Here is an 18,223-nt window from a genome sequence, read left to right as displayed (position 1 = left end):
GCCCAGGAACAATATGATGAAGAGGAAGCAAGAAAACTTCAGAAGAAAATTGCCAAGAACCAGTTTGGTTTTGACGATTTCCTGAAGCAATTACAGCAAATTAAGAAAATGGGGTCTATGAAAGACCTTATGGGAATGATTCCGGGAGCCGGAAAAATGCTGAAAGATGTGGATATTGAGGATGATGCCTTTAAAGGAATTGAAGCGATAATCCACTCGATGACTCCTGAAGAACGAAGCAACCCAAAAGTTATAAATTCAAGCCGAAAGAAACGAATTAGTAAAGGTTCGGGAACATCGGTGCAGGAAGTAAACCAATTGTTGAAGCAATTCAACCAAATGGGTAAAATGATGAAAATGATGCAAGGTGGCGGCGGCCAGAAGATGATGCAGATGATGAAGGGAATGAAGTAAAGAGCCCCTAACCCCCAAAGGGGGAATTAATGAAAAACAAATCGCAACTCTCCTCCCCTTGGGAGGTCGGGAGGGGCTTATAGATTACTGATAATGATCATTTTAGACGGAAAAAAAACCAGCAACGATATTAAAGATGAGATTGCTGCTGAGGTTGAAAAGATTAAAAAAAGAGGTGAAAAAGTGCCTCATTTAGCTGCAATTATCGTTGGGAACGACGGTGCCAGCTTAACTTATGTAAATGCAAAAGTAAAATCCTGTAAGCGCGTAGGATTTCAATCTTCTCTATACAGATTACCAAATACGGTAAGCGAGTTGGAGTTACTTGACAAGATTGAAGAACTAAATCAGAATGATGATATAGACGGATTTATTGTTCAGCTTCCATTGCCTCCGCAAATTGATACGCAAAAAGTATTAAATGCTGTAGATCCAGATAAAGATGTAGATGGTTTTCATCCTACCAACTTTGGAAAAATGGCTCTGGATATGACGTCTTTTATTCCGGCTACTCCTTTTGGGATTTTAGAATTACTGGAGCGTTATGATATTCCTACCAAAGGAAAACATACTGTGGTGATTGGCAGAAGTTATATTGTAGGAAGACCAATGAGTATCTTGATGGGACGAAGTGGTTTCCCCGGAAACTCAACCGTAACTTTAACTCACGAGTTCACTAAAAATATCACCCAAATCACCTCCCAGGCTGATATTATAATTATTGCCGTTGGAATTCCAGATTTTCTGAAAGCGGAAATGATTAAGGATGATGCAGTAATTATTGACGTTGGAATTACCAGGGTGCCAAATGATGAAGCGGAAAAAGGCTATGTAATTAAAGGTGATGTAGACTTTGATAATGTAAGTAAACGTGCCTCTTATATAACGCCTGTGCCTGGTGGAGTAGGACCAATGACGGTTTCAATGTTGCTTAAAAACACTTTGCTTGCTACAGAAAGACATAAGAAAAGAGCAAAAGAAAACAGTAAAGCCAGATCTGTTTAAGCAGGTTTTCAGTATAAAAAAAAGTCCTGTTAGATCTTACATTTAGTAGATTTAACAGGACTTTTTCATTGATTGGGATTCAGAAAAAAATAGAAACTAATCTTCTTCTAATTTCCAATCTAAATATTTATGAAGGTCAGTTTCAATAAATCTTAAGGTAATGGTCAGTAGCGCAAAATCATCTACATAACCAATTCCGGGCAGAAAATCGGGTACTATATCTAACGGATTAAGCACGTACAGGAGCACAAAAGCTATGGCGGCTATAGAAAACCACGGGATATCTTTGTAAACACCTTTTCGGTAATCTTTTAGCATCCCAAACATCACTTTTCCCAGCTCAGTATATTTTCTTAAAGCACCAGAATTATTAATTTTATCATCAATTTCTTTTTGATTTTTTACGGCAATATCAATATCGCCATCTTTAATTTGAGTAGCTCCTTTTTTTAGGTATTTCTCATCAATTTCTTCTTTCTTTTTACTAAACATATTCATAATTCTTCATTTTGTGGTTAGTAGTTATTTTTTAAAGTCGGTCGTGGGCATTTCCGTATTCCTTTTTATAAATTTTCAGAATTAATAAAAACAGCGAAATAAGCAAAGGCCCAAAAATTAATCCTATAAAACCAAACAGCTGTACTCCAACAATTACACCAAAAAGGGTGATTAGCGGGTGCACAGCGGCGAGTCTATCCAGGATATAAAGTCTAATAATATTATCGGTAGAGCCAACTACAACAAAGCCGTAGATTAACATTGCAATGGCCTGCCAGTTATCGCCCTGGGCTATTAACAGTATTACTACCGGGAGAATACCAATTGCCGTACCTATAAAAGGAATCATAGATCCTATGGCGGTTATTACAAACCAAAAGAAAGGATCTGGTACACCAAAAATTAAATATCCAATAAGTGCAATAATTCCCTGAAATATAGCCACCAGCGGAATTCCTAATGCGTTAGATTTTACAAGTTGATCACTTTCTTGTGCAATTATCTCCAGGTTATCATTCCCCAGCGGGATATAAGAAATAAGAGAAGATTTCATAGACTCTCTTTTAACCAGCATATAGTAAAGCATAAAATACATAATACCAATAGCAATAAAGGTATTAAATGTGCCGCCAGCCAAACTTTGCAAGTTTCCAGACATCCAGTTTGTTACAGATGAGGTGTCTATAGATTCACTTAAACTATAACCTATATAGGTTTCAGCTTCGGTAAGTTGTTCTTTAACGGCCCTAATTACACGTTCAGAGTTTGCGACCGCTTTACTAATTTTAGACGTAAGCATTACTACAATTAGTATAATAGGCACCAGGATACCTACAAAAGATCCTGCCATTAAGAGCGCTGCTGCTACCGGAGGTTTCCAACCCCTGGCCAGTAATTTTTTCATCCAATTGCGCAAAAGAACGTATAAAGTAATTGCCCCTAAAACCCCCGAGAGGTATGGGATAATTTCTTTAAAAATTAAAACCGTTAAAAAGATAATGAGCATTAGTACGAAAATTTGCCGTACCAGTGCCGGTTTTAATCTATCCATATTTTTGTGCTTGGTTGGTTATTTTGCAAATAGTTGTTCTTTATTTTTAAAGGCTTTGAATTCCAGTGCATTTCCGCTGGGATCTTTAAAAAACATTGTGGCTTGTTCCCCTACCTGGCCCTCAAAACGGATGTAAGGTTCAATTTCAAAATCAATATTTTTTGATCGTAATAAATTAGCAAATTCCTGAAATACTTCCCATTCCAGGACTACTCCAAAATGCGGTACAGGCACATCTTTCCCATCTACAGGATTGCTATGTGCTTTTTCGGTTTCGTTAGCCGGTTTATAATGAATTACCAATTGGTGCCCGAAAAAATTAAAATCTACCCAATGATCACTGCTGCGGCCTTCGCCACAACCCAGGGTTTCTTTATAAAATTTTCTGGCTTTTTCTAAATTTGATACCGGGATTGCTAAATGAAACGGTTGTACCTTCATAAATCTTAATAGAATTACATTATTATACGCTATTAAAATTAACAAGTAATCTTAACATGCGGGCAAGCCACAGCGCTAATAATGTGTTAAGATTTAATCTTTACGAGGTCTTTTGCCAGATCGCGGTTTTGTTTTAGATTTTAAAGCAGAAGCTTTAAGACGGGAGGCTTCTTCTGTCTTGCTGGATTCGTCTACCATGTTGTTGATGGTATCCAATTCTTCCTGGGTAAGATCACGCCATTGTCCCACCGGAACGTCCAGGCTAACATTCATAATTCTAATGCGTTTAAGCGCGGTAACTTCATAACCTAAAAACTCACACATTCTACGAATTTGTCTGTTTAGTCCCTGGGTAAGTATAATTCTAAAGTCATTCTTTCCTAATTTTTCTACTTCGCACTTTTTAGTGGTGGTTCCCAAAATAGGTACTCCATTGCCCATTCTTCTAATAAAATCTGGAGTAATGGGTTTATTAACTGAAACAATATATTCCTTCTCGTGGTTGTTCCTGGCGCGTAGAATCTTATTTACAATGTCCCCATCGTTGGTAAGAAAAATAAGTCCTTCACTGGGTTTATCCAGTCGTCCAATAGGGAAAATTCTTTTCGGATAATTTATATAATCAATAATATTGTCTTTTTCCACGCGGGTATCAGTAGTGCATACTATGCCTACCGGTTTATTGAAAGCAATATAAACATTAGGTTCTTTTTTTTCTGCTTCAGAAACCGCTTTCCCATCTACTTTTACCACATCATCGGGACCAATTTTGGTCCCCATTTCTGGTACAGTTCCATTAATGGTCACCCGGCCCTGATCTATGAGTTTATCAGCCGCGCGGCGTGAGCAGTAACCTATTTCACTTAAGTATTTATTTATTCGGGTAAGCTTCTGTTCAGACATAAAAAAGATTGTACTGCAAAGATACAAGAATTCGTCGCGAAACTAATTTTTTAAAAAATAATCAAGGTACAGGCAACCTTTTGTAACTTTCCTGCGTCTATGTAAATAGAAGGCCTTTTAATTAGAAAAATCGGGTGAAAGTAATTCAACTCTTTAAAAACGAAACTCAATTAATAAAGCGTGCGGCTAAAAAAGACCGTAAGGCGCAGCGCGAATTATATGAGTTGCACTCCGGAAAAATGCTTTGCGTTTGCCGGCAGTATATAAAGGATATGCACCACGCCGAAGAAGTAATGCTTAACGGATTTCTAAAAGTTTTCACCCACCTTAAAGATTTTGAGTCTAAAGGAAGTTTTGAAGGCTGGATAAGAAAAATTATGGTACGGGAATCAATTTCTTTTTTAAGATCACAAAAGAAAATTGCTTTTAGTAACGAAGAAATCGCAGACCCTGGTTTTTCTGAAGAAATAAATACAGAGCTAAATGTTGCGCATATTCAAAACCTCATAGACAATTTGCCGGAAGGCTACAGGATCGTTTTTGTCATGTATGCGGTAGAAGGATATAAGCACGCCGAGATTGCGAAAATGCTGAAGATAACCGAAGGGACTTCAAAATCGCAATTATCTAAAGCGAGAAAAATGTTGCAGGAGCAGTTAAAAACACAAAACACATCGGATTATGGAATTAAATAAATTCGAAGAAAATACAAGGGAAATATTAGGAAAAAGGGAAATTAAACCTTCTGCCCAAAGCTGGGAAAAGTTGGAGGCTAAATTAGATGCTGAAGCACACAAAACCTCTCGAACCCCCTGGAAATATATTGCCGCTGCAGTGGCAGTGCTGTTAATTGCAGGAACTTTTATGTGGAATAACAAGTTTTCCGAAAGCCCGCAGGTTGTTGAAGAACCGGTTAACGAGATCATAAAAAAACCGGAAGTAAGACAAGAATTTACGCAAGAAAATAAGACGCAAATAGCTTCTGAAGAAATTAAAAAGGAGAAAGAAATTTCAACTGAAAATAATACAAAAAATGATATTGTAGCAGTACCTGAAATTTCAGTAGAAGAAGAGATTGCTGAAACGCCAATTTTCGAAGAAAATAGATATGAAGAAGCTGTTGTTTTAGAGTCATTAAGCCTGGAGCCTCCAATTTTAGAAGAAAAATTAATTCAATCTAAACTTGAAGAAGTGATTGCGGCCACTAGCAAAAATGATGAAATCTCTGAAGATGAAGTAGACGCGTTATTAGCCCAGGCGGCTTTAGAAATAAGTAGGGAACGAAAGAATTCACAATTTTACAATTCAAATACCGAGATTAGTGCAAATGCACTATTAGCCGAAGTAGAAGACGAAATTTACCAGTCTTTTAAAGCAAAGGTTTTTGAAGTTTTAAAAGAAGGATATCTCAAGGCGAAAACTGCGGTTGCCAATAGAAACTATTAATCATCAAAATCCCACGAACGGGTCATTCATCAAACATCAAAATCAATTATTATGAAAACACTTACTTTTTACGTCGCACTTTTAGTATTTAGTTTTGCGCATCAGCAGGTTTCTGCACAACAAGTTGCTTCTGTAGAGACAGAAATATCTTCAGATGAGAAAGCCAGAGAATTTTTTGAAAAGCAAAAAGCTGAAATTATTGAAAAAGAAAAAGAAAAACTGAAATACCAGATTGAGCGGATAAACGGAGAACTGGAAAGAGGTGAAATCACTAAAGAAGAAGCCGAAAAACAAAAAAAGGAATACGCTGAAAAACACGCTAAAAATATTGAAAATAAAATAGCCATTTTGGAGAATGAAATGGAATTGAGGGATAGAAATGATTCTTCTGGAAATTATATTGCAATTGGCGGAAAGGGAAAAGTCTTGGATATTAATATTAATACAAAGAAGAAATACGATAAACGTACCACCAGTGATTTGGTAGTTGCTGCCGGTTTTAATAATGCCCTGGAAGAAGGCCAATCTTTAAACGATTCAGATTTTAAATTGGGAGGTAGCCGATTTTTTGAACTTGGTTGGGCGTGGAAAACAAGGGTTTTTAAAGAAACAAACTGGTTGCGCATTCGTTACGGACTTTCTTTTCAATTTAATGGATTAAAACCTACCGATAATCGCATTTTTGTAGAAGATGGCGACGAAACTTACCTGGAGGAATTCGCATTAGACCTTGATAAGTCTAAATTTAGAATGGATAACCTGGTAGTTCCGGTTCATTTTGAAATAGGTCCTTCTACAAAAACGGAAACCGAAGATCGGTTACATTTTTCTACCTATAAAATGCTGAAAATTGGCTTTGGTGGTTATGCCGGTTTTAATATTGGGGAACGCCAGAAACTAAAGTATAAAGATGATGGCGATAAAGTGAAGGAGAAGCTTAAAAACAATTATAATACTAACGATTTGGTTTATGGATTAAGTGCATACCTGGGCTGGGGTGGCGCTACGCTTTACGGGAAATACGATCTAAATCCCATATTTCAGGATCCAAATAGGGAATTACACAACTTTTCTTTAGGACTTCGGTTTGATGTTGATTAATGAAACCATCCTTTATTAAATTTTATTATTAGCCAATTTTAAATTGTAATTTTGTTTTGAATTTACAGACCCCACAGGTTTCCAAAACCTGTGGGGTCTAACCGCTTAAACAACATCAATTTGATCTCAAAATCCACTATAGACAATGTATTTGAAACCGCCCGTGTAGAGGAGGTTATTGGGGATTTTGTTCAGCTAAAAAAATCGGGTTCGAACTTTAAAGGTTTGAGTCCGTTTAGTGATGAGCGCACGCCAAGTTTTATGGTTTCTCCCGTAAAACAAATCTGGAAAGATTTCTCTAGTGGAAAGGGTGGAAACGTCGTGGCTTTTTTAATGGAACACGAACATTTTACCTATCCTGAAGCCATTAAATATCTCGCCAAAAAATACGGAATTGAGATTGAAGAAACCCAGCAAAGCGATGAGCAAAAACAGCAATCCGATGAGCGGGAAAGTATGTACCTGGTTTCAGAATTTGCTAATAAACATTTTCAGAAAAACCTGCATAAAACCGATTTAGGGAAAGCTATTGGTTTAAGCTATTTTAAGGAACGCGGGTTTACTCTAGAAACAATCAAGAAGTTTGAATTAGGCTATTCTTTAGACGAATGGGACGATTTTACTAAAGAAGCGCTTGCTGAAGCCTACAAGCTGGAATACCTGGAAAAAACCGGACTCACTATTGTAAAAGGTGAAAAGCAATTTGACCGTTTTAAAGGAAGGGTGATGTTTCCTATTCACTCTATGTCTGGTAGGGTATTAGGGTTTGGCGGAAGAATTCTTACCAATGATAAAAAGGCTGCCAAATACCTGAATTCACCCGAAAGTGATATTTACCACAAGAGTAAGGTTTTATACGGGATAAATTTCGCTAAACAGGCCATCGCCAAAGAAGATAATTGTTTCCTGGTTGAAGGTTATACCGATGTGATTCAGTTTCATCAAAGTGGAATTGAAAATGTGGTTTCGTCTTCAGGAACTGCTTTAACACCAGAGCAAATAAGATTAATTAATCGGCTTACAAAAAATATCACGGTACTTTTTGATGGTGATGCCGCCGGGATAAGGGCTTCGCTGCGCGGAATAGATTTGATCCTGGAACAGGGAATGAATGTTAGGGTTTGTACTTTTCCGGAAGGTGAGGATCCCGATAGTTTCGCAAGAAATAATTCAGATGAAGCTTTAGCAGAATATTTACAGGAGAATGCCCGGGATTTTATTAGTTACAAAGCTTCATTGCTTATGGAGGAAGCGAAGAAAGATCCGGTTAAAAAGGCTGAATTAATTCGGGATATAGTAAACAGTATTTCTAAGATTCCAGATACTATTCAGCAGGAAGTTTACTTACAGGAATGTTCCAGAATAATGGATATTTCTGAAAATGTACTGTTTTCCAGCCTTGCACAGCTAAATGCGAAAAGTGGAAGAACTTCTCCTCAACAACAGCAGAAAAAGAAATCTTTTGATGTCGTTAAAGAAGAACCGCAACCAAAAACAGCTAAAGTAGACGAGCAATACGAGCTTGAGAAAAAAATTATTAGTCTGTTGCTTCAGTATGGAACTGTAGAGGAAGATTTTGAAGACCTGGTGCTTAAAGAAAAAGAAGACGGGGAGCTCGGTTTAGAAAAGGAAATACAAAGAACAAGAGTTTTTGAGAAAATATTTTTAGACCTGCAGGAAGATGAAATTGCCTTTACAAATCCTAAATTCAGGGATATTTATACTGAATTAATGGCTCGGCTAAATAGTGAAGAAAAATTTGAAGTTAAGAATTTTATAAATGATATAGATCCGGAGCAGGCTTCTGAGATCACTTCAATTTTAATGGAGGAAGAGCAATATAAATTGCATGAATGGGATCGGCAAAACATTTTTGTGAAAGCAAAAACCGAAACTATTTCAAGGCACGTTAGTGAAACCATCCTCTCGCTGCGCAGATTTTTAATCAATCAAAAAATAAACGAACTTTCAGAAAAGGTAAAAACTCCAGCTGAAGAGCAGGACATCCAACATGTTCTTGAAGACGTAAAAGATTATCTTAGTTTGAAGAAGGTGCTCTCAGAGAAGCTTAATCGCGTTATGTAGTATTTATTTGTAATAATCTTGATCTGGTAATTAGATCGGCAATATTGTCTACCTGTAATTTTTTAAGTAGCCTGGTTTTATAAGTGCTTACCGTTTTTTCATTAATAGAAAGTGCCTCAGCAATGTCTTTATTTCGTTTTCCGGAAGCGATAAGGTTTAAAACTTCAGATTCGCGTGTAGAAAGTTTCTTAAATTTTGCGATTAAATTTCTTCCGGGAGACATCCCTGCGTTTAGTTTATCGGTAATTTTTTTGTTGAGATAAATTCCGCCTCTGGCTACCTGGTAAATGGCTTTTTCCAGTTCTTCTGGTTTTGCAAGTTTAGAAATATAACCTGCCGCTCCCGCTTTTATAGCGCTTAACGCATAAACTTCTTCAGGATGACCGGTACAAACAAGAATTTTTACTTTTGAATAATCGGTTTTAATGGTGCGAAGCGCGTTAATCCCGTTTATTTCGGGAAGGTCAATTTCTATAATTAAAACATCTGGTTGGCTTTCGCTTAAAAATCCGTACAGCTCCATCCCGCTATGTACGCTGCCTACTAACTCAAGCGCCGGGTTTTTTCTAAGGATACACCTGATACCCTCATGCACCACAGGGTGGTGATCTGCAATTAATACTGTACTCATAATAAAAGGTTGGTTAAAAAACACGCCGGGGTAGGACAAGCGCGTATATACTATTAAAAATAACCGATTTTCCCTCTACTTCCGTTTTTTGAGTACAATAATCGATAAAAAGATTACTTTTTAAGATTAACGGGAATATTGCACACCGGGATAGGTTTCATTTTGTGTAAATTAGCCCCATGTCTACTTTTATAAATTTTAAAAACTTCCTGTTTTCTTCCTTCAAAATCTTCAGCGGTTTTTCCGTTTTCGGCTTCTTTCATCGCCCATTCCAATTCGGGATAAGATGCGCCAATTTGATCTTCGTCGGTACGGCTGTCCCCAAAAAGTCCGTCTGTTGGTGCGGCATTTACAATTTCAGGAGTAACTCCTAAAAACTTAGCGATTTCAGTAACTTCAGTTTTCATAAGGTCGGCAATAGGGCTTAAGTCTACGCCGCCGTCTCCGTATTTTGTAAAAAATCCCACGCCAAAATCTTCTACTTTATTTCCGGTTCCTGCTACCAGGTAGCTATGTAGGCCGGCAAAATAATATAAAGTAGACATTCTTAATCTTGCCCGGGTATTTGCTAATGTGAGATCTAAAGTATCTGAAGCTTCAACCTGTGGAGCCGCTTTTTTAAATTCATCAAAAACCGGAGTTAGATCAACTTCCAGGTTGGTAACATTAGCATAATGTTGCTTTAACCAGTCTATATGCTTTTGGGCCCTGGTCACCTGGTCTGTATGTTGGTGAATAGGCATTTCTACACAAAGTGTACGCAAACCAGTTTTGGCGCAAAGTGCTGAGGTTACTGCCGAGTCAATTCCACCGCTTATTCCAAGCACAAAACCGTTCATTCCGGCATTTGTAGCGTATTCCTTTAACCAGTTAACTATGTGATCTACCACTTTTTCAGTTTGCATAATTTTGGGTGATTAAGTTTGTAAATAATACCTTTGCACACAAATCTACTATTTAAACATAATTATTAAAAGGGCAGGGCGTTAAAGCCTTCATAAAGAATGCCTATGTATAAGAAAATAATTTTCCTGCTTTGTACAATTATTTTTGTTTCCTGTAATGAGGATGCTAAAATTGAAAAAGAGATTGCAGAAGTGCCGGTAGATTTTGAAGTGGTTCGTTTTGACAGGCAATTTGCCGAAGCCACGCCGCAAAAACTTATGGATTTAAAACAGGAATATCCGTTCTTATTCCCACAGCAGTTTTCAGATAGCGTTTGGATTGATAAACTTACCGATACCATTCAGCAGGAAATAGATACCGAAGTAGGCGAGGCTTTTCCTTCTTTTGAAAATAAAAAGGCAGAACTCCACAGTCTTTTTCAGCATATAAAATATTATTTCCCAGAGTTTGAAGCGCCAAAAGTATTTACGCTAACTTCTGAAGTGGATTATAAAAACAAGGTGATTCTTCAGAATGAATATTTATTTATTTCACTGGATACCTATTTAGGGGAAGAGCATCATTTTTATATTGGGATCCAGGAATTTTTAAAGAAGAATTTCAGAAGAGACCAGATAATCCCGGATGTTGCCAATGCGTATGCCGAAAAATATGTAGAAAGGCCGCAATCCAGAACTTTTCTTGCCCATATGGTATATTATGGCAAGTTATTGTATTTAAAAGATAAGTTTATTCCTGAAGTAACTGATGCTGAAAAAATAGGATATACTGAAGAAGAGCTCAATTGGGCCCAAAAGAATGAAGCGCAAATGTGGCGGTATTTTGTAGAAAATGAATTGTTTTTTGATACCGATACCGAACTTTATTCGCGGTTTCTATATCCTGCACCTTTTTCAAAATTCTACCTGCAACTTGATGCCGAATCTCCCGACAGACTTGGCCAGTATATTGGCTGGCAAATTGTGCGTAGTTATATGGAAAAAACCAATGCATCTTTAGAAGAAATGATAAAAACCGATGCCGAAACGATATTTAATAAAGCGAATTTTAAACCAAGAAAGTAATGTCAGAATTTAAAAAATCAGAAATAAACATAGAAGTAGTTACCGATGAAAATCGCGTGCCAGAAGGAATTACCTGGAGTGCCGAAGATGGCAACGTTTATAAGGAAGAAGCCAAAGCTTTAATGCTTTCGGTTTGGGACAGCAAATCGCAGGAAACACTGCGGATAGATCTTTGGACCAAAGATATGCCGGTAGACGAAATGAAGAAATTCTTTCACCAAACCTTGGTTTCTATGAGCGATACTTTTAACCGTGCCACCCAGGATGAAAAAATGACTGCGACTATGAAAGATTTTTGCGATTATTTTGCTGAAAAGCTTGAAATCACTCAAAAGTAAACTACCTTGGAGCAAGTTCATGAAGTATATAGAAATAATACTTCCAGGACGGTACATTAAATCTGGATTACCGAGTGGAAAAACTCATTTTTGTATATAACGCGTATTCCGGTACCCGCCACGTGGTGCTGGATGCGCTGCATAAATTAATTAGGCCTAATACTTATGCCTGCAGTATTTGCAAAGTTACCCACGGCATTTTATCGGAAAATTCAAGGTGGAAAAATTATAGGCTGGCTTCAGAAGTAAAAATGGAGTTTTTGCATATAGACGAATTTCAGAAGCGATATGCTTCAAAATTCGGGTATAAATACACGTTTCCTATAGTTTTGTGGGAAGATGAAGGCGAAATGGGAATATTTATTTCTACTGAAGAGTTAGAAAGAATTCAAAATGAGGAAGACCTAATTAATTTGGTTGAAGAAAAACTTTAATTGATTATTTGGGAGAATTAGAAGAATTTAACTCGGTATTTATTGCTTCAATATAATCTAAAATCTCATCCTGTCCCAATTTTGAGGTAGCAGAGCTTACAAAGAATTCAGGCATCTCTTCCCATACTTCCAGCATTTTATCCTGGTAATTATTGATGTTTCTTTCCAGGGCTTTAGGCTTCATTTTATCGGCTTTGGTAAAAATTATACAGAAGGGAACGTTGTGTTCGCCAAGCCACTGCATAAATTCCATATCTATATTTTGAGGTTCGTGCCTGCTGTCTATAAGCACAAAAGCGCATATCATTTGCGCTCGATCCTCAAAATATTTGGTGATGAATTTCTGAAAAGTCCTTTTAGTAGATTTTGAAACCTTTGCATAGCCATAACCAGGTAAATCTACAAGATGCCAGTTCTTATTGATCAAAAAATGATTAATAAGTTGTGTTTTCCCGGGTTTTGCCGAGGTTTTGGCAAGTGCTTTCCTGCCGGTAAGCATATTAATTAAAGAAGATTTCCCAACGTTACTGCGGCCAATAAAAGCGTATTCGGGCAGTTTGCTATCAGGGCATTGATCTACCCGCGTATTGCTCACCACAAATTCAGCCGACTTAATTTTCATCTTAAAATGTTTAAAAGTAATATTTGAAAGAGACCTAAAAAGAAGTTTTAAGTCTTTAAACTTTCTTATTTAAAATTCCGTTTTTTCAGCCAGGCGTGAAGCAACTCGTTAAAAACAATGGGATGTTCCATCATTGCAGCGTGGCCGCATTTATCTACCCAGTACAGATCGGCATCGGGAAGTAAACGCTGAAAATCTTCGGCAACTTCGGGCGGAGTAACATTATCGTCTTTTCCCCAAATTATACAGGTTGGGGTTTTCATTTTTGGTAAATCTTTGGCCATATTATGTCTAATGGCGCTTTTTGCAATAGCAAGGGTTTTTACCAATTTGTTACGATCGCTTACCGTTTCGTAAACCTCGTCTACCACTTCTTTTGTTGCAACTTCAGGATCGTAAAAAACATCTTGTGCTTTTTTCTTTATAAATTCGTAATCACCACGACGCGGATAACTCTCGCCCATAGAATTTTCATAAAGTCCCGAGCTCCCGGTAATTACCAGCCCCTTAACTATCTCAGGATATAATTTAGTAGCCAGTAGAGCAATATGCCCACCAAGAGAGTTTCCCAACAGGATTACTTTATCGTAACCTTTATAATCTACAAATTCTTTTAAATATTTAGCAAAAGTCTGTACGCTGGTTTTAAGTAGCGACATGGAATAGAGGGGTAGTTCTGGAATTACCACTTTATAACCATGCTTCGGAAAATACTCTGTAACCCCATCAAAGTTACTTAAACCGCCCATAAGTCCGTGTAAAATAACTATCGGGGTTCCTTCTCCTTGCTCCAGGTACGTAAACTTTCCCTCTTGCCTTAAATTATTCTTCATTGATTGGCTTTGCGGTTAGCAATCGCAAATATAGCGATTTCATTACAAGTATAATCATTTTTGAGAAATAGCAAAGCCATTTAAGAAATGCATTTCTGCCTCAAAAATTAAATTTTTTAACACTAAAAGCACAATAAAAACCAAGCCTCTGAAACCTAAACAAATAGCGCTATTTGATAGTCTTTCAGCTAAATACAGTGGAGAAACTTATCAACAAAGTGGTAAAAAGTGGTAAAATGTGGTAAAATTTTCAATATATTTGACTCTATAAAGTATAGAAGTGGTAAACCTCATAGGAACATACGAATGTAAAGCAGATGCCAAGGGCCGGTTAATGGTCCCTTCGGCGTTGAAAAAGCAGCTTGCGCCTATGTTGCAGGATGGTTTTGTGCTAAAACGTTCGGTTTTTCAGCCTTGTTTGGAGTTGTATCCAATGCAGGAATGGAATGTTTTAATGCAGAAAATTAACGGGCTAAACCGCTTCAAAAAGAAGAATAACGATTTTATTAGAAAATTTCAGGCTGGTGTGAAGATGGTGGAAGTAGATTCAAATGGAAGACTTTTAATTCCAAAAGATCTTGTGGCTTTTGCCGGGATTAGCAAAGAGATCGTGCTTTCTTCAGCAGTAAATATTATAGAGATCTGGGATAAAGATAAATACGAAAACACCATTGATGAAACTTCAGACGATTTTGCTGAATTGGCTGAAGAAGTAATGGGAAACGATGATTTAGATGCAATATCATAATCCGGTTTTATTAAAAGAGTCAGTAGACGGCCTTAATATTAAGGAAGATAGCGTGTATGTGGATGTTACGTTTGGTGGAGGTGGTCATAGCCGGGAGATTCTAAACAGGCTCGGGCCTAAAGGAAAACTTTTTGCGTTCGATCAGGATAAGGATGCGCTGGAAAATAAAATTGAAGATCCGCGATTTATACTTATTCACGAAAACTTCAGATTTATTAAAAGGTTTTTGAGGTTTTATGGAATAAAAAAAGTTGATGGAATTTTAGGTGATTTTGGAGTTTCCTCTCATCAGTTTAATGAAGCTGAAAGAGGTTTTTCTACGCGTTTTGATGCGCGCCTTGATATGAGAATGAACCAGGGAAGCAATTTAAGTGCTTTTGAGGTAATCAATGAATATACTGAAGAACAGCTTAAAATGCTTTTCTATGATTATGCCGATTTAAAAAATGCGCCAAAGCTGGCAAATTTGATTGTTGAAGCAAGAAAAGAAAAAGCTATAGAAAGCAGCGAACAATTAAACGATTTGCTGAAGCCGCATCTTTTTAAAGGAAAAGAAAATAAAATTCTGGCGCAGATTTATCAGGCTATAAGAATAGAAGTAAACCAGGAGATTGAAGCTTTAAAGGAATTTTTAAAGCAAACCGAAGAGCTGGTGGTAAAAAATGGGAGAATTAGTCTTATTTCTTATCATTCCCTGGAAGATAGATTGGTGAAACGATATATAAGAAGTGGCTTGTTTGAAGGTGAGCCCGAAAAAGATTTCTACGGAAATATTTCAGTTCCCTTCAAGAAAGTTGGCGGACTTATAGTGCCTTCAGCAGAAGAAATTAAAGAGAATAACAGGGCAAGAAGTGCTAAGCTAAGAGTAGCTAAGAAATTATAGTTTTTTGAAACTTTATGAAAAAGGGTTTTTACAACATACTACGGGCTAATTTTCTTATTAGCAGGGATGCGGTAAACAACTGGCGCTTTATAGTTTTTTGTACGCTGCTCGCTATTATTATGATTGCGAGTTCGCACAGTGCAGAAAGGAAGGTGCATAAAATTGCAAAACTTCATACAGAAGTAAGAGAATTAAAAAGTGAGTTTGTAGATCGCCGTTCAGCGCTTATGCGTATTAAAATGGAATCTACAATTACGCAAAAAATGAAAGATAGAGGGATTCTTCCTTCCGAGAATCCTCCGTATAAAATAAAAGTGAATATAAAGGAGTAAATGGCTACATCTGAAAAAGGCATATTGAATAGATTATACGTGGTTGCGGCCTGTATGTTCATTTTCGCTGTGGGGGTGGGCGTGAAGCTGCTGGATATTCAGTTTGTAGAAGGAGACCATTACCGCAACCTAGCAGAAGAGCGCACGGTAAGAAGTTTTAAAATTCCCGCCAGTCGTGGAAATCTTTATGATGCCAAAGGCAATCTTTTAGCGACTTCAGTTCCTAAATACGATATACGGTTTGATGCGGTTACCGTTTCAGATAAAAATTTTCAGGAAAATATAGTGCCACTTTCCAATAGCTTAACCGAGATGTTCGGGAAATCTGCTGCTTACTGGTCTCAATATTTAAGACAGGCAAGAGCTAACGGCCAGCGTTATTTACCTATTGCAAAAAATCTTGGTTATTCAGAATATATGAAAGTGAAAAGCTTTCCTATGTTTAATTTGGGGACTTACCGAGGTGGAATGATTGTAGAGCAAAGAACAGTTCGGGAGCACCCACTTGGTAAAATGGGAGAGCGTACGGTTGGTTACGAGCGCCAGGACGAAAACGGATATTTCACCCGTGTGGGTCTTGAAGGTGCTTTTAGTTCTTATTTAAGAGGAACCGATGGCCGTAGATTAAAACAAAAAATTGCCAAAGGCCAGTGGAAACCTATAAGTGATAATAATGAAGTAGAGCCAAAAGATGGTTATGATGTGATCTCTACTATAGATGTGAATATTCAAGATATTGCGCACCACGCTTTACTGAAGCAACTTGAATATTTTGAAGCAGATCACGGTACTGTAGTGGTTATGGAAACCAAAACCGGTGAGATCAAGGCAATGTCTAATCTTGGCCGGACTGAAACAGGGACTTATTTTGAAAAAAGAAATTATGCGGTTTACGAGTCGCACGAACCGGGCTCCACATTTAAGCTAATGGCCATGACCGCCGCTTTAGAAGATGGTGTGATAGATACCAGTTCGGTTATAGATACCGAAAATGGTGTGGTGCGATATTATGGAAGACCGGTAAGAGATTCGCGTCACGGTGGCTATGGAAAGATATCTGCGGCCAAGGCATTTGAGGTTTCTTCAAATACAGCATTCACTAAAATTATTACTGAAGGTTATAAAGACAATCCGGCTAAATTTGTAGATAAGTTATACGATATGGGCCTAAATAGTAAAATTGGCCTGGATATAAAAGGAGAAGGATCGCCTAGAATTCCTCACCCTAAAGATAAAAACTGGAATGGTTTAAGCCTGCCCTGGATGGCCTTTGGCTATGGAGTTTCCATTACACCTTTACAAACTCTGAACTTTTACAATGCTATTGCCAATAATGGTGAAATGGTAAAGCCGCGTTTTATTAAAGAGGTAAAAGAGTGGGATAAAAGTATTTTAAAGGTTGAACGTGAGGTCATGAATCCTAGCATTTGTTCTCCCGAAACTGCTAAAAAACTTCAAAAAATGATGCAGCAAACTGTAGAAAAAGGTACAGCTGCAAATATTTATACGCCAAACTTTTCTATGGCCGGAAAAACAGGAACCTGCCAGGTAGAATACTGGATTGAACCGGGAAGATATATCTCTTCTTTCGCAGGGTATTTTCCAGCTGAAGATCCAAAATATTCGTGTATTGTGATTATTCATAAGCCGAAAAGGAGTAAAGGATATTATGGAAATATCGTTGCAGCACCGGTTTTTAAACAAATCGCCCAAAAGATTTATACCGATACCCCGGTAATGGATACCCTGCCTTCCCTCGATATTCAGAATGATAAAGTGACAGACGATTTTGATGCATATTTCGCGAAAATTGATAACGAAAAAATCGTAATGCCAGATGTGACCGGGATGCCGGCTATGGATGCTGTTTCGCTTTTAGAAAACCTGGGCTTAAAAGTCAATTTCAAAGGTACCGGAAAAGTTAACGGACAATCAATTTCGGCAGGGCAGAAAATAAAAACTAATCAACAAGTAAATTTAAATATAGGTTGAGAGTCTTAAAAGACATATTATATAAAGTACAAATCGATGCCGTGGTTGGAAATACTTCGGTAACTATAAACAAGCTTCAGTTTGATTCAAGAAAGGTTGAATTAAACGATGCTTTTGTAGCTATTCGTGGTAGCCTCTCAGATGGGCATAACTTCATAGAACAGGCTATAAATCAGGGCGCACTCGCGGTTATTTGCGAAGAATTTCCGAAGGAAATCGTAAATGGAATAACCTATATAAAAGTAGGAAATGCACAGCAGGCTTTAGCTTTTATGGCTGCAAATTATTACGATAATCCTTCAGAAAAATTAAAACTTATAGGAGTTACCGGCACCAATGGTAAAACCACGATTGCTACACTTTTATATAATTTATTTACCAAAGCTGGTTTTAAAGTTGGTTTACTTTCCACAGTGAAAGTAATGGTTGCTGAAAATTCTTATGATGCAGTGAGAACCACTCCAGATTCTATTACCATCAATAAGTATTTAAAGCA

The 18,223-nt window shown here is 37.4% G+C and carries 21 protein-coding genes and 1 pseudogene; 14 read left to right on the top strand and 8 right to left on the bottom strand.

Features of this window, described 5'->3' with window-relative positions:
• Both AACZ30_RS08225 and AACZ30_RS08220 read left to right on the top strand, forming a co-directional pair.
• Positions 1-414, top strand: a pseudogene (locus AACZ30_RS08225) (signal recognition particle protein); the annotation flags it as partial.
• 93 nt (positions 415-507) lie between these two features.
• Positions 508-1,419, top strand: a complete 912-nt coding sequence (locus AACZ30_RS08220) for a bifunctional 5,10-methylenetetrahydrofolate dehydrogenase/5,10-methenyltetrahydrofolate cyclohydrolase (RefSeq protein WP_075324924.1) — start codon at positions 508-510, stop codon at positions 1,417-1,419.
• Between the two features lie 96 nt (positions 1,420-1,515).
• Here AACZ30_RS08220 and AACZ30_RS08215 read toward each other — a convergent pair whose 3' ends face one another.
• The 4 genes from AACZ30_RS08215 to rluF form a co-directional block, all read right to left on the bottom strand.
• On the bottom strand, positions 1,516-1,911 hold the full coding sequence (locus tag AACZ30_RS08215; RefSeq protein WP_075327851.1) for a YkvA family protein: 396 nt from the start codon (positions 1,909-1,911) through the stop codon (positions 1,516-1,518).
• A 37-nt stretch (positions 1,912-1,948) separates the two neighbouring features.
• Entirely contained in the window at positions 1,949-2,968 is a 1,020-nt protein-coding gene (locus AACZ30_RS08210) for an AI-2E family transporter (protein WP_339648753.1), read from the bottom strand.
• Between the two features lie 18 nt (positions 2,969-2,986).
• Positions 2,987-3,409 (bottom strand): VOC family protein, encoded by a 423-nt coding sequence (locus AACZ30_RS08205; RefSeq protein WP_075324922.1) that lies wholly within the window; start codon positions 3,407-3,409, stop codon positions 2,987-2,989.
• A gap of 93 nt (positions 3,410-3,502) precedes the next feature.
• On the bottom strand, positions 3,503-4,312 hold the full coding sequence (gene rluF / locus AACZ30_RS08200) for a 23S rRNA pseudouridine(2604) synthase RluF (protein ID WP_339648750.1): 810 nt from the start codon (positions 4,310-4,312) through the stop codon (positions 3,503-3,505).
• A 134-nt stretch (positions 4,313-4,446) separates the two neighbouring features.
• Between rluF and AACZ30_RS08195 the strand changes: the two genes are divergently transcribed.
• The 4 genes from AACZ30_RS08195 (at position 4,447) to dnaG (ending at position 8,944) form a co-directional block, all read left to right on the top strand.
• Complete coding sequence (locus AACZ30_RS08195; protein ID WP_339648747.1) at positions 4,447-5,007, top strand: RNA polymerase sigma factor; 561 nt, start codon at positions 4,447-4,449, stop codon at positions 5,005-5,007.
• Positions 4,994-5,758: a hypothetical protein gene (locus AACZ30_RS08190; RefSeq protein WP_339648745.1), complete on the top strand. Its 765-nt coding sequence runs from the start codon at positions 4,994-4,996 to the stop codon at positions 5,756-5,758. The genes AACZ30_RS08195 and AACZ30_RS08190 overlap by 14 nt, the downstream gene beginning before the upstream one ends.
• Before the next feature lie 51 nt (positions 5,759-5,809).
• A complete protein-coding gene (locus tag AACZ30_RS08185; protein ID WP_339648743.1) occupies positions 5,810-6,859 on the top strand; it encodes a hypothetical protein in 1,050 nt (349 codons plus the stop codon).
• A gap of 120 nt (positions 6,860-6,979) precedes the next feature.
• Positions 6,980-8,944 carry a DNA primase gene (gene dnaG / locus AACZ30_RS08180; protein WP_339648741.1) on the top strand — a complete coding sequence of 655 codons (1,965 nt, stop codon included), beginning with the start codon at positions 6,980-6,982 and terminating at the stop codon, positions 8,942-8,944.
• Here dnaG and AACZ30_RS08175 read toward each other — a convergent pair.
• Complete coding sequence (locus AACZ30_RS08175) at positions 8,937-9,575, bottom strand: response regulator transcription factor (protein WP_075324917.1); 639 nt, start codon at positions 9,573-9,575, stop codon at positions 8,937-8,939. The genes dnaG and AACZ30_RS08175 overlap by 8 nt on opposite strands.
• 113 nt (positions 9,576-9,688) lie before the next feature.
• The gene (nadE, locus tag AACZ30_RS08170; RefSeq protein WP_075324916.1) at positions 9,689-10,480 is read right to left on the bottom strand and encodes an NAD(+) synthase; all 792 of its coding nucleotides are present in this window, start codon (positions 10,478-10,480) and stop codon (positions 9,689-9,691) included.
• Between the two features lie 105 nt (positions 10,481-10,585).
• Here nadE and gldB point away from each other — a divergent pair, with 105 nt between their 5' ends.
• The 3 genes from gldB (at position 10,586) to AACZ30_RS08155 (ending at position 12,317) form a co-directional block, all read left to right on the top strand.
• Positions 10,586-11,545 (top strand): gliding motility lipoprotein GldB, encoded by a 960-nt coding sequence (gldB, locus tag AACZ30_RS08165; protein WP_339648739.1) that lies wholly within the window; start codon positions 10,586-10,588, stop codon positions 11,543-11,545.
• Complete coding sequence (gene gldC, locus AACZ30_RS08160) at positions 11,545-11,883, top strand: gliding motility protein GldC (RefSeq protein WP_075324915.1); 339 nt, start codon at positions 11,545-11,547, stop codon at positions 11,881-11,883. The genes gldB and gldC overlap by 1 nt, the downstream gene beginning before the upstream one ends.
• Positions 11,884-11,957: 74 nt before the next feature.
• Entirely contained in the window at positions 11,958-12,317 is a 360-nt protein-coding gene (locus tag AACZ30_RS08155) for a GTPase (protein WP_075324914.1), read from the top strand.
• A gap of 4 nt (positions 12,318-12,321) precedes the next feature.
• Here the strand turns inward: AACZ30_RS08155 and yihA are convergent, their stop codons facing one another.
• A complete protein-coding gene (gene yihA, locus AACZ30_RS08150) occupies positions 12,322-12,939 on the bottom strand; it encodes a ribosome biogenesis GTP-binding protein YihA/YsxC (protein ID WP_339648736.1) in 618 nt (205 codons plus the stop codon).
• Positions 12,940-13,004: 65 nt separating this feature from the next.
• Positions 13,005-13,772, bottom strand: a complete 768-nt coding sequence (locus tag AACZ30_RS08145; protein WP_075324912.1) for an alpha/beta hydrolase — start codon at positions 13,770-13,772, stop codon at positions 13,005-13,007.
• A 280-nt stretch (positions 13,773-14,052) separates the two neighbouring features.
• Here AACZ30_RS08145 and mraZ point away from each other — a divergent pair, with 280 nt between their 5' ends.
• The 5 genes from mraZ to AACZ30_RS08120 form a co-directional block, all read left to right on the top strand.
• Positions 14,053-14,520: a division/cell wall cluster transcriptional repressor MraZ gene (mraZ, locus tag AACZ30_RS08140; RefSeq protein WP_208222874.1), complete on the top strand. Its 468-nt coding sequence runs from the start codon at positions 14,053-14,055 to the stop codon at positions 14,518-14,520.
• Positions 14,507-15,403 (top strand): 16S rRNA (cytosine(1402)-N(4))-methyltransferase RsmH, encoded by an 897-nt coding sequence (gene rsmH, locus AACZ30_RS08135; protein WP_339648735.1) that lies wholly within the window; start codon positions 14,507-14,509, stop codon positions 15,401-15,403. The genes mraZ and rsmH overlap by 14 nt, the downstream gene beginning before the upstream one ends.
• A 14-nt stretch (positions 15,404-15,417) precedes the next feature.
• Complete coding sequence (locus AACZ30_RS08130; protein ID WP_075324909.1) at positions 15,418-15,735, top strand: FtsL-like putative cell division protein; 318 nt, start codon at positions 15,418-15,420, stop codon at positions 15,733-15,735.
• Positions 15,736-17,727, top strand: coding sequence for a penicillin-binding protein (locus AACZ30_RS08125; protein ID WP_208222872.1), 1,992 nt, complete (start codon positions 15,736-15,738; stop codon positions 17,725-17,727).
• On the top strand, positions 17,724-18,223 hold a 500-nt coding region (locus AACZ30_RS08120), incomplete at its 3' end, for a Mur ligase domain-containing protein (protein WP_339648734.1). The genes AACZ30_RS08125 and AACZ30_RS08120, both read left to right, overlap by 4 nt.

It is taken from the genome of uncultured Salegentibacter sp. (assembly GCF_963972535.1).
In the GTDB taxonomy this organism is placed as follows: Bacteria; Bacteroidota; Bacteroidia; order Flavobacteriales; family Flavobacteriaceae; genus Salegentibacter.
Note: the sequence above shows the minus strand (reverse complement) of the source record. Positions and strands in the feature narration are given on the sequence as shown.